Below are 12,853 nucleotides of genomic sequence, written 5' to 3'. Positions count from 1 at the left end.
AGTAGTCATTACTTACTAATTTAAACTTATTATTTTTTTTTGTCAAGTAATCTGGGTCATATTCTGAAAAGTATTAACGTAAAATGCATAAAGAGTTAAGCACATATTTATTTTCCTAGGAGGTGTCCGATGTACCCTTTTCGCACTATTTCTCTACTGCCTGAAATCCCTAAAAGAATATCCGGGCTCAGTAAACTTGCCTATAATCTTTGGTTCAGCTGGCATCCGGAAACCCAAGCCCTCTTTGCTTATCTAGACGTTGATTTATGGAAGCAGGCTGACAATAATCCAGTAGAATTTTTATTAAATATTAAGCAAGAAAAACTTCAATCAGCAAGTAATGACCAAGTTTTTTTAAATATGTACGACAAAGTTATGCTTGATTTTGCTACATATTTGCAAGGCAGCACCTGGTATGAAAAAAATTATCCGGGCCATGAAGATTTAATTGCTTACTTTTCTGCAGAATTTGGCATACATGAATCAACTCCTATTTACAGCGGAGGTTTAGGACTCTTAGCCGGGGATCATTGTAAGGCAGCCAGCGACTTAGGCATTCCTTTAGTTGGCGTTGGCATTCTTTATAAGCAAGGCTACTTTTGCCAGCAAATCAATGGGGAAGGCTGGCAGGAGGTACATAATTCCTCCCTTGATCCTAGCCAAATGCCAATTAAACCTGCTTGCCTCCCTAACGGCCAGGAAGTAATTATTACTCTAGAATTTCCCGAAAGGCTTGTCTACGTTAAAGTATGGGAACAAAATATTGGGCGTATTAAAAACTATTATTTGGACACAGACTTAGCTTTAAATAGTCCCCATGACCGTTTGCTTACTTCCAAACTATATATTGGAGATCAGTCTATCCGTCTATCTCAAGAAATAATTCTCGGGTTCGGTGGTGTTAAAGCTTTACGGGCCCTGAATATTTCACCTAATGTTTGGCACATAAATGAAGGCCATGCCGCTTTTGTAATTGTCCAAAGAATTAGGGAACTTGTACAAAAAGGGCTGGACTTTCCTACAGCCTGCGAGGTCGTTAAGGCCAATACTATTTTTACAACTCATACCCCTGTTCCAGCTGGACATGATGTTTTTAACGTAGAAATGATTGATCACTATTTTGGTCACCTTTATGAGAAAATAGGAATCAATCGTGATAGTTTAATTTCACTTTGTTGGGACAGCCAAAGAAATGGTTTCAATATGAGCAAATTGGCCCTTAACTATTCAAGTTTTGTCAATGGAGTTAGTAAAATACACTGTCAAAGCACCAAAAAAATCTTTGCCGATTTGTATGCAGACATTCCCTTTTCGGAAATGCCCATCCACTATATTACCAACGGAATTCATACAACATCCTGGACAGCCACAGAAATGCAGCAGCTATTTCAAAAACATTTGGGCAGTGACTGGATTAAAAATATTACCCAAGCAAAACAGTGGAGAAAAGTTTACGACATACCAGATGAAGAATTATGGCAAGCACATCTTCTACTCAAAGAAAAACTGCTGGCCTTTGCCCGTGAAAATATTTTGAACCGTTTAAATCGCAATTTTGAGACAGCAGAGGTAGGCAAGAGGTATACAGCTTATCTAAAAAAGGATACATTGCTAATTTGCTTTGCCCGACGTTTTGCAACTTATAAAAGAGCTACTCTTTTATTAAGGGATAAGGAACGCTTGGCTAAATTAGTTAATAATCCTCAGCAACCTGTCGTTATCATGTTTGCCGGGAAAGCACATCCTGAAGATAGGCCGGGCCAACAGATGATAAAACAATTATGCGATTTGGAAAAAGACCCAAGATTTCAAGGGAAAATTCTTTTTTTGGAAAACTACGATATAAATTTAGCACGCCATTTAGTTCAAGGAGCAGACGTTTTATTAAACACTCCCAGATATCCTTTGGAAGCCAGCGGTACCAGCGGTCAGAAAGCAGCCGTAAATGGAGTAATTAATTGCAGTACCTTAGACGGCTGGTGGCCTGAAGCATACAATGGTCAAAATGGTTTTGGCATAGGTATAGCTAAATTATATCCTTCCGAGGATTTACAGGATCAGGAAGACGTTTCTTCCTTATTTGAGTTACTAGAGCAAAATATTATTCCCAGTTATTACGAAAGGATTAATGGTCTGCCTATAGGATGGATTAATCTAATGAAAAACTGTTTAGCTACCATCCCTTGGTATTTTAGTACTCTGCGCATGGTAAAAGAATATTATACACATTATTACTTAAAAGCGGCTCAAAGGGAAAAGGAATTTACAGCCAATAATTTCCTTAAAGCCAAAGAGCAGCAGCAATTTAAGGAAAGGCTCCTGGCCAATTGGGCAAATATAGAATCCTTAAAAGTGCAGGTTAACACTACAGACTTGCTTGCAGCAGGGAAAAAACTAGAATTGACAGTCCCAGTTAAGCTTGGCCAGCTCAAACCCCAGGAAGTTATTGTGGAAATTCTTTATGGAAAGGTGCAAAATCAGTCCCTAGAAAACCCTCAATTAATTCCCATGAACTCTGTCCAGGAAATGGAGCCTCAACTATTTCTGTACAAAGGTAGCATTAATTTAACTTCGGGAACATCAGGTTATGCACTACGTATTCGTCCTAATTCAATTAATTTCGCTCATCCCTTTGAACTTCCTTTAATTAAATGGATAAATCTAACCTAAATTTGCTTAAACTTCAACAGGCAATTTGGTGTTTTTATTATGCCAAATTGCCTGCTTATTGTTTTAGTTAAATTAAATATCTTAGGTACACATAAATCGTAGCAATTATAATTGAAATTATCATTAAAGGAAAGCCCACTTTAGTAAACCGCATAAAGGAAATTGGAATCCCGTTTTTTTCAGCTATCCCAGCAACAATTACATTGACGGAAGCACCAATCAATGTTCCATTGCCACCTAAACATGCTCCTAAAGCTAAAGACCACCATAAAGGATCGAGATTAGAAATACCGCCTAATTCTCCAAGGGTTTTAATTAAGGGGATCATTGTAGCCACAAAGGGAATATTGTCTAAAAAAGAAGATACAATAGCCGATAGCCAAAGAATTAACAAAGCTGTGCTTACTAAATTTCCCCCTGTTAAATCTAAAGCTCCTACGGCTAAGGCATGAATTACGCCTACTTTTTCCAAAGCACCCACCAAAATAAAAAGACCAATGAAGAAAAAGATTGTAGGCCATTCTATAGTTAATAAAATTTCTTCAGGATCTTCCCTGGCAATCATCAGTAATAAAAAAGCTCCAGCTAAAGCTATAATCGAAGATTCCCAGTGTAAAAACTGGTGAAGTAAAAAAGCTATGACAACTATACTAAAGACTAATAAACATTTTTTCATTAGTGAATAGTCTTTAATCTGTTCATTAGGAGCTTGCTGCATAAAGCTCCTAGACAATTCAGCATTAAAAACTAATTCTTTGCGGTAAATAAGGCTAATTAGCCAAGCAGTGACAACTAAAATTACAACACAAACCGGCCCCAGGTTTACTGCAAAGTCTAGATAGCTCAAGTGGGGAACTGCACTACCAATCATGATGTTGGGAGGATCTCCGATTAATGTAGCTGTGCCACCAATATTTGAAGCTAACACTTCCGAAATTAAAAAAGGAAAAGGATTCAGCCGTAAGGACTGGGTAATTGAAATCGTAACAGGTACAATTAAAAGTACTGTAGTTACGTTATCCATTAAAGCTGAGATAGCAGCTGTAATAACAGATAAAGCAAGCAAGATTTTAACCGGCCTACCCTTGGCCCAGCGTACTGCTTGTACAGCTAAATATTCAAATATACCTGTCTTTTTAGCAACACCGACAATAATCATCATACCGATTAAAAGCCCTATGGTATTAAGGTCGATGTATTCCTTAGCCTCTTTAAAATTAAGAATGCCTAAAAATAAAATTAATAGACTTCCAGACATAGCAACAATACTACGATGAATTTTTTCAGAAATAATCAGTCCATAAGTGCCTATAAATATTATGATAGTTAATACAAGAACGCTGGACATATCGTCACCTCTTGGTCTTGTCTAATTAAAACTTAGAACATAAATAAAAATGGAAAATCAATTTACTTGACTTCCCTGCCTAAGTCAAAATTTTTCCATAATTCAGCTTCCTTATTAAGTTAAAATAGCACAATTATCTATCTTTCGCAATAATAAAATTGCCTTAGCGTGCACATATTTTGACTAAAGAACTTAATTTTTTCTCAATTTCTTTTGTTAAGTCTCCTTTGGCAAATCTCCACTGCCAATTGCCCTTAGTAGTACCAGGATAGTTCATTCTAGCTTCGCTGCCTAAAGAAAGAATATCTTGTAAAGGAATAATTGCTACTTGAGACTTAGTTTCATAGGCAAATTTAATAAATTGCCAAACCTTTTCTTCTTTAGGTGTCCTAGAGTCTAGCTGTAAATATTTTTTAAAAAGCTGTTTAAGCATAGGATTTTCTTTAATAACTTTTTCATACCAGCCTAGGGTTGTGTCATTATCATGGGTTCCTGTATAAATAACACTATTTTTATCGTAATTAGCAAAATTATAATCAGCTTCTTCCCCAGCCCCTAGTATAAATTGCAGTACTTTCATGCCTGGATAAGAAAATTGATCTTTTAACTCTATTACTTTACGGGTAATAAAGCCTAAGTCCTCTGCTATGGCAGGAAGAGGGCCTAAACTTCTTTCCACAGCAGCAAAAAACTTAGATTCGGGACCTTTGACCCACTCTCCTTCGGCTGCAGTCTTAGCACTCCCTGGTATTTCCCAATAAGCTTCAAAACCTCTAAAGTGGTCAATTCGCAAAATATCTACTAATTTTAATAAAAACTTAAACCTTTCCTGCCACCATCGGTATGTATCTTTTTCCATCTCACTCCAATTATAAACAGGGCTACCCCACAGCTGGCCTGTAGGGGAAAAATAATCGGGAGGCACACCTGCTACCTTTTCAGGATTGCCTAGGGCATCTAATTTAAATAGTTGGGTATGAGCCCAAACATCGCTGCTGTTATGGGCAACGAAAATAGGTAAATCCCCAATAATTTTTATGCCCAGTTTTCCAGCATAATTTTTAACCTCCAGCCACTGTTGAAAAAAAACAAACTGTAAAAACTGGTGGTATTCAATTTCTGCAGCAAGGAGCTTTCGGTAATATGCTAAAGCCTTTTCTTCTCTAAAAGCAATTTTTTGATCCCATTTGTTCCAAGGAGCATCTTGAAAGTACTCTTTTAAAGCCATAAAAAAGCAATAGTCCCGCAGCCAGTAGCAATTTTCTTGAACAAACTGCCAATAAAATTGATCTTTTGGCTGCAAACGAAATTGGGCAAATGCTTTTTTTAGCAATTTTTCTCTAAAAGATCTTACCCTATTATAATCAATTTTTTTAGTGTCAAAAACATTCTCCACTGCTAGATCGTCTTTTGCCAAAAGCCCCTGTTGAACTAGTTTTTCGAGAGAAATTAATAAATGATTGCCAGCAAAAGCCGAATAGCATTGATATGGGGAAAAGTATTCTCCCACAGTATTTAAAGGCAAAATCTGCCAATATTTTTGCTTGCTCTTCTGCAGAAAATCTAGAAAGGCAACAGCTTCACTGCCTAACTCACCCATTCCCCATTTGCCCGGTAAAGATGTAGGATGTAGTAAAACACCGGCCCCTCTTTCTAAGATCATACTTCGGCCTCTTCTAATAAAAGCTTGCCTTCTAGGGGAGCAAGGGTAATATCTAAAGAACCGTTGATAGGTTTATAAATTTCATACTTAAGTACATCTCTTAACTTACCTGAGCACCATTGGCTTACATCTATTTTTACATTAATCTTTTGTTCCGTATTTCTATTAAACAACACTAAAAAAGTCTGGTTCTGTTTTTTTTGGCCAAAAACATCTTTTCCTTCCTCGATTGTGCGCAAATAACCATAAATATCACCTTGGGCAATACAGCAAATCCACTTTCCTGTTTTAAGTGCATCATTTTTACTGCGTAGTGTCGTAATTTGTTTATACCAATTTAAAAGTTCATAGTTTTCTTTACCCCACGGATATGGAGCTCTATTAAAAGGATCTGAATACCCTTCTAAACCAGCTTCATCGCCATAATAAATACAAGGTATACCTGGAAAAGTCATTTGCCAAAGTGTTAATAACTTTAACCTTTTTACCGCCAATTGATGCTTTTCCGGTGGCAGTTTATAGTTAGCTTTTTCCGCTTTTGATAGAGTATGTTCAGGAGGTGCTTCCCCTAAAACTGTTAAAATCCTGGCAACATCATGGCCTCCCAACAAATTCATGTTGGCATAAAAATGTTCTAAGGGATAATTCTCGTAAAGCTGCATTAAAGCTAAGTGAGTACTGGTAGCGTCCTTCCTCCCCAATGCAAAGTCTATAGTAATATTACGAAAGGGATAATTCATTATAGAATCTAACTCATCACCCCAGAGGTATTGCCGCAGCCGATCATAGCTTATTTTATTTGAGGCATCTTCCCAAACCTCACCTATCAGAATAGCATTTTTATCTATTTCCTTTAAGGTTTTACGAAAAATTTGGATAAACTCATCAGGCAACTCATCTGCTACGTCTAAGCGCCAACCTTTAACGCCTTGGCGCATCCAATGCTTTAAAACACTATCCTCACCAGTAATAATATATTCTAAATAGGAAGGCTCTAATTCATTCACATTAGGAAGAGTATCTACATTCCACCAGCATTCGTATTCGGTAGGGTATTTTCCAAAACGATACCAGGAAAAATAAATGGAATTAGGGGATTGATATGCTCCTACACTAGGGTAGCTTCCTTCTTTATTAAAATAAATGCTGTCGCTGCCTGTGTGGCTAAAAACTCCATCTAAAATTAAATTAATGCCTAGTTTCTTCGCCTCTGTACAAAGAGCATGTAATGTTTTCTCCGTGCCATACATGGAGTCGACTTTTTTATAATCTCCTGTATCATATTTATGGTTGCTGGCTGCTTCAAAAATAGGATTTAAATAAATAGTATTAATATTAAGCTCTTTCAAATAAGATAATTTTTGGCTAATTCCTTGTAAATTGCCGCCAAAATAATCAAATCCAATAACTTTGCCTGTATAAGGGTGAAACATATAAAAGGGTGTTTCATCCCAATGACTGTGGAAATAAGAATTTTTTTTGCAATCTAAAAATTTTCCATCTTCCCCCCCATTATAAAAACGGTCTACAAAAATTTGGTACATAATCCCTTCTTTAAACCACTGGGGAACTGTAAAATCTTTTTTATAAACAGTAATTTGATAAGATGGCAAGGAAGTTGTTTGCCAAATTTGACCAATACCCCCTCTTTTAAAAACATTATTTCCGTAATAATAAGTCCTATCTCCAACATTTAACATAAAATAATACCATAATACATTTGGCTTAGGAGGGGCAGTTACCTGTGCTTGATAAATTTTTTTCTGACCTGACTCTTTGGCAAGTACCATTGGTATTTTTTCTTCTTGGGCCTCTAAACTTTTCCATACACGTAAATACACATTGTTAATTGTTTCAACAGATGTAACCTCAATTTGTAATAGTATTTTAGTTTCACAAGGTACAGCTCCAAAAGGCAACCGATAAAAGGCATCGTGGGAATTGTGAAAAATATGGATTTTGTTCATTCCAATCAACCTCATTCTTAAGCTAGAGTTGCAAGATTATATAATTTAAGATATTCTTGGGCAGGCCGCTGCCAACTGCAGTCTGTTTGCATGGCGTTTTGCACTAACTGACACCATAGGTCCTTGTTGTAGTAAAAGGAAAGAGCCCTCTCTATTGTGTACAGCATGTCATGGGCATTATAATTGGTAAAGCTGAATCCATTGCCTTCCCCTGTAAATTCATTAAAAGGGCGTACCGTGTCTTTTAAACCACCTGTTTCCCTGACAATGGGCAGACTGCCATACCGTAAAGCAATCATCTGTCCCAAACCACAAGGTTCAAATAAAGAAGGCATTAAAAACAGGTCCGAACCGGCGTAAATTTGCCGGGCTAAAGAATTATTAAAAGTGATCTGGGCTGAAACCTTGCTAGGATAGTGCTGTGCTGCCCAGCGAAAGAGTTCTTCGTATTTATACTCACCTGTACCTAAAATTACTAGCTGCACATCCTGAGCTAAGATTTCATTTAAAACACAAGCAATTAAATCTAAACCTTTTTGACTCACTAAACGAGCAATTATAGCTATAAGAGGTACATCTCTTACAGGCAAATTTAATTTTTCTTGCAAAAATTTTTTATTCTGTTGTTTTAAAGTACAATTTTGCCAAGAGTAAGGAACTGACAAATTCTCGTCCATTGCTGGGTCGAAGTTAGTATAATCAATGCCATTAATAATACCTGTTAATTTATCACTCTTTTGCCGCAACAGTCCATCTAACTGCTCCCCATAATAAGCTGTTTTTATTTCCTCAGCATAGGTTTTGCTAACAGTTGTAATTAAATCAGCGTAGCCTAAACCACCTTTAAGAAAATTTACCTGATCGTAAAATTCTAAAGAATCCTTTGTGAAATATTCCCACCCAACCCCAAGGATATCTGTTAAAACAACCTTGGGACAAACTCCTTGATATTTTAAGTTGTGAATAGTAAAAAGAGTTTTCAGGTTCTGGTAGAAGGGAATGTTATGGTACAGAGTCTTGAGAAAAAAACAAATTAAAGCAGTTTGCCAATCATGGCAGTGTAAAATATCTGGTTTAAAATCTAAATGGGGCAAAGCTTCCAGGACGGCACGGCTAAAATAAGCATAGCGTTCGCCTTCATCGCCGTAGCCGTATAAGCCACCCCGTTTAAAATAATATTCATTGTCTATAAAATAAAAAGTTAATCCTGCATATTCATATTTTTCTAAACCACCATACTGTTTCCGCCAGGCTAACGGGACAGTAAAGGTTGCCAACTTTTGAAATTGATCTTTGTAAACCGAGGGTATTATGCCATATTTAGGCATAATTATGCGAACATCTACGCCTAGTTTTAGGAGCTCTTTGGGCAAAGAACCAATTACATCTGCCAGCCCCCCAGTTTGGGCAAAAGGTACCCCTTCTGATGCTGCAAAAAGTACTTTTAGCATTATCTCACCCTTCATCCATCCAAGCGGAACAGCTAAATTCATTTCCACTTTAAAGTTATTTCCTACAATGTTAAGCTACAGGAAGTTTGGTTTCATCTACAGCAGATGCTAAGCTGTATAATCTACTCTGTTCTTCAATTACCAAAATATTTTTTTCTCTTGAGCAAACTAAATGAGCACCTGGGCTGTTTTCGTCAATTAGGCAGCCGTCGCCAATGACTGTGCCTTCACCTACAATTGCATTTTTTAAGATAATGTTTTCTCCAATCTTAACATTGGGCATAATTATTACATTGTCTAGAACAGTTCCCTTTCCAACGTAAACACCAGGAAATAAAATTGAATTTGTTATCTCACCCCAGACTACACATCCTTCGCTAATCAAGCAGTTACTCACTTTAGCAGTTGAGGCAATATGTTGAGGTGGCAACACTGGATTAACAGAGTATATTTTCCAGGAAGGATCGTTAAGCTTCAATTGAGGCGCAGGACTCAACAAATCCATGTTAGCCTGCCAATAACTTTCAATAGTACCAACATCCTTCCAGTAACCTTGAAAAGCATAAGCATACATTTTTTCCTGGGATTTAAGCATTAAAGGAATAACATTTTTGCCAAAATCATTAAATGAATTGGGATCTTTTTCGTCTTCAATTAAATATTTTTTTAATGTTTTCCAGTTAAAAACATATACGCCCATAGAAGCTAAATTGCTTTTGGGGCATTCTGGTTTTTCCTCAAAGTTTATGATTCTACCTCCTGAATCTGTCTCCATAACGCCAAAGTTATGGGCATCTTGCCAAGAAACTGGTATAACAGCAATAGTTGCTGCGGCTTTTTTTAACTTATGATATTCAATTAACTTAGAGTAATCCATTTTATAAATATGGTCTCCAGAGAGAACCAATAAATACTCTGGATTGTATTGAGCAATAAAGTTCATATTCTGATAAATGGCGTTAGCAGTTCCCTTATACCATTCTCCGCCTTTTTGCTTAACATAAGGCGGTAAAACAGTTACCCCTCCATTTCTTCTATCTAAATCCCAGGCACTGCCAATACCTATATATGAATTTAAAGTTAAAGGCTGGTACTGAGTAAGAACACCTACAGTATCAATTCCTGAATTGGTACAGTTGCTTAAGGTGAAATCGATAATCCTATATTTACCTCCAAAAGGTACAGCGGGCTTAGCTAAATTCTTTGTTAAAACACCCAGCCTACTTCCTTGGCCACCGGCTAAAACCATAGCCACACATTCTTTTTTTCTTGTCATTTCGTCTCCCCCTTGCGCTTTCTTGCCAAAATAAAATACTCAATCTGTATGTACTTTTTCCTTAACAAGCTTTAAAAATATAACCGCTAAAGGCGGAATCTTTAATTCCAAGCTGTAGGGTTGATTGTGCCAAGGAAAATTTTCAGTTTCTAACAACTGAGAATTAGTTTGCCCGGAACCTCCGAATTCTACTTTATCGCTGTTAAATACTTCTTGATATTCGCCAGGCTTAGGCACTCCAATGCGATAGACCCATCTAACCTCCGGTGTAAAATTACAGAGGACAATGATAAATTCATTTTCCTTCTGTCCCTTGCGCATAAATGTAATTACACTTTGGGAGTAATCATGGGGATCAATCCATTCAAAGCCTTCCCAACTGTGATCTAAATCCCAAAAGCTTTTTTCTTGCTTATAAAAATTATTTATACTTTGCATATATTTTTTTAACTTCCAGTGCATTTCATAGTCTAAGAGATGCCAGTCTAGGCTTTGTTGGTAATTCCATTCTATAAACTGACCAAATTCTGCGCCCATAAACAGGAGTTTCTTACCTGGGTGTGCCAACATGTAGCCATAAAACAACCTTAAATTAGCAAATTTTTGCCAATAATCTCCTGGCATTTTATCTAGCAAAGATTTTTTCCCATGCACAACCTCATCATGAGACAACGGCAGGATAAAATTTTCCGAAAAAGCATACATAAATGAAAAAGTAAGTAAATTGTGATGCCACTTGCGGTAAATAGGATCCATTTCCATATAGCGCAGCACATCGTTCATCCAGCCCATATTCCATTTGTAATTAAAACCAAGGCCGCCTGCATAAGCGGGCCAAGTAACCATTGGCCAAGCTGTGGATTCCTCAGCAATCATCAAAGTATGGGGGAAAAATTTAAAAACAGTTGCATTTAGTTTTTGTAAAAAATCTACTGCTTCCAAATTTTCTTTTCCGCCATATTTGTTGGGTCTCCACTCACCATGTTTTTTGTCGTAATCCAAGTACAACATACTTGCTACTGCGTCTACTCTGATTCCATCGATATGGTATTCCTGCAGCCAAAAGATAGCATTTGAAAGCAGAAAACTTCTGACTTCCGGCCTGCCCAAATCAAAATTTTGGGTACCCCAACCCCAATTTTCACTGCGCCATGTTTCCTGGTATGTATACAAATTAGTTCCATCAAAGTTATATAAACCATGAGCATCTTTACAAAAATGTCCTGGGACCCAATCGATAATTACACCTAGTCCTCTTTGGTGACAACAGTCCACAAAATACATGAAATCTTCTGGCTTCCCATAACGGCTGGTAACAGCAAAATAACCTGTAGCTTGGTACCCCCAAGAGCCATCATAAGGATGTTCTGCTACAGGCAAAAGCTCCAAGTGGGTATAACCTAAATCTACAGCATAATTAACCAAATCCTGTGCTAACTCCCGATATGTTAGTGGTTTTCCATCCTTATATTTCCAAGACCCAAGATGGACCTCATAAATCAGCATCGGTTGGTTATATATTTTTGGGGCTTTCTTTTCTTGCCACTCTTGATCTTGCCATTTATAATTATTTAACTCATAAACAATTGAAGCTGTATTTGGCCTGCACTCTGCAAAAAAAGCATAAGGATCTGCTTTGAGTAAAACCTGCCCGTACTGAGTATGAATTTCATACTTGTAAATTTCACCTTGGCCCAGACCAGGAATAAAAATCGACCATAGTCCAGTATTATTTACCCTTTGCATGCAGTGTTTGACGCCATTCCAATTGTTAAAATTACCAACTACCCTTACTTCCCTAGCGTTAGGAGCCCAAACCGAAAACCGAACACCCATTTCCCCATCTTGTTCTATTAAATGAGCTCCTAGAATTTTATAACTAAAACAATGGGTTCCTTCGTGAAATAAATATAAATCGTAGTCGTTATGTGTCAAATAATCCATTCCTATTCCTACTTTTCTTGTATTTTTTTCTACGGCAAATTAGCTTCTTTAATATATTACTATTTTTTCCAAATAATTCCTTTTGATTAAATAAAAAAATGTAATTTTTTATTCCATAATATAGCACCGGAACCTAAAAACAGCAGCCAAATTATACCTGGCAGCTGACAGTTATGTTTTTAATTAACTTTCAATAGTATTCTTATCAGAATTATGCCCAAGAAAGGATTTTTCTAGTACAGAAGCTAAGAGGCAAGAAGACCACTATAAATCTAAACTTATGTCTACAGAGGCTGCTTTAGAACTTTAACCTATATTTTTTTTAAAATTAATAACAAGAATATTCTTTGGTAGTATATTCCTACATGCTACTAAATGTGCAAAGTGGATTACCTCCACAAGCCGTGATAAAATTTTGGGGATTTGAACATGAAGTAGAATCGAGTAGGAGCTGAATAATTAATTAATTCAGCGTCCTCTCACACCACCGTACGTACCGTTCGGTATACGGCGGTTCAATAGAATTAATGTACT

7 protein-coding genes are annotated in these 12,853 nt (G+C 36.9%); 1 reads left to right on the top strand and 6 read right to left on the bottom strand.

The genetic code is table 11. The features are described from left to right. The first annotated feature begins 129 nt into the window (after positions 1-129). A complete protein-coding gene (gene glgP, locus RDV78_02475; protein MDS1029367.1) occupies positions 130-2,670 on the top strand; it encodes an alpha-glucan family phosphorylase in 2,541 nt (846 codons plus the stop codon). 67 nt (positions 2,671-2,737) lie between these two features. Here the strand turns inward: glgP and RDV78_02470 are convergent, their stop codons facing one another. From RDV78_02470 to glgB, 6 genes are all read right to left on the bottom strand, one after another. Beyond that, positions 2,738-4,018: an ArsB/NhaD family transporter gene (locus RDV78_02470; GenBank protein MDS1029366.1), complete on the bottom strand. Its 1,281-nt coding sequence runs from the start codon at positions 4,016-4,018 to the stop codon at positions 2,738-2,740. Between the two features lie 163 nt (positions 4,019-4,181). Continuing rightward, positions 4,182-5,681, bottom strand: coding sequence for a 4-alpha-glucanotransferase (malQ, locus tag RDV78_02465; GenBank protein MDS1029365.1), 1,500 nt, complete (start codon positions 5,679-5,681; stop codon positions 4,182-4,184). Then, a complete protein-coding gene (locus RDV78_02460; GenBank protein ID MDS1029364.1) occupies positions 5,678-7,648 on the bottom strand; it encodes a glycoside hydrolase family 13 protein in 1,971 nt (656 codons plus the stop codon). The genes malQ and RDV78_02460 overlap by 4 nt, the downstream gene beginning before the upstream one ends. Positions 7,649-7,665: 17 nt before the next feature. Continuing rightward, positions 7,666-9,099, bottom strand: coding sequence for a glycogen synthase GlgA (glgA, locus tag RDV78_02455; protein ID MDS1029363.1), 1,434 nt, complete (start codon positions 9,097-9,099; stop codon positions 7,666-7,668). A 70-nt stretch (positions 9,100-9,169) separates the two neighbouring features. Continuing rightward, positions 9,170-10,375, bottom strand: a complete 1,206-nt coding sequence (locus RDV78_02450; protein MDS1029362.1) for a glucose-1-phosphate adenylyltransferase — start codon at positions 10,373-10,375, stop codon at positions 9,170-9,172. 39 nt (positions 10,376-10,414) lie between these two features. Continuing rightward, positions 10,415-12,319, bottom strand: a complete 1,905-nt coding sequence (gene glgB, locus RDV78_02445) for a 1,4-alpha-glucan branching protein GlgB (GenBank protein MDS1029361.1) — start codon at positions 12,317-12,319, stop codon at positions 10,415-10,417. Positions 12,320-12,853 lie beyond the last annotated feature (534 nt).

Source organism: Bacillota bacterium LX-D (assembly GCA_031628995.1).
GTDB lineage: Bacteria > Bacillota > DUOV01 > DUOV01 > Zhaonellaceae > JAVLUO01.
This window is presented reverse-complemented; position numbering and strand designations above follow the sequence as displayed.

Coding starts and splice junctions, on each gene's coding strand:
- glgP (MDS1029367.1), top strand. CDS start 130: ATGTACCCTTTTCGCACTATTTCTCTACTGCCTGAAATCCCTAAAAGA.
- RDV78_02470 (MDS1029366.1), bottom strand. CDS start 4,018: ATGTCCAGCGTTCTTGTATTAACTATCATAATATTTATAGGCACTTAT.
- malQ (MDS1029365.1), bottom strand. CDS start 5,681: ATGATCTTAGAAAGAGGGGCCGGTGTTTTACTACATCCTACATCTTTA.
- RDV78_02460 (MDS1029364.1), bottom strand. CDS start 7,648: ATGAACAAAATCCATATTTTTCACAATTCCCACGATGCCTTTTATCGG.
- glgA (MDS1029363.1), bottom strand. CDS start 9,099: ATGCTAAAAGTACTTTTTGCAGCATCAGAAGGGGTACCTTTTGCCCAA.
- RDV78_02450 (MDS1029362.1), bottom strand. CDS start 10,375: ATGACAAGAAAAAAAGAATGTGTGGCTATGGTTTTAGCCGGTGGCCAA.
- glgB (MDS1029361.1), bottom strand. CDS start 12,319: ATGGATTATTTGACACATAACGACTACGATTTATATTTATTTCACGAA.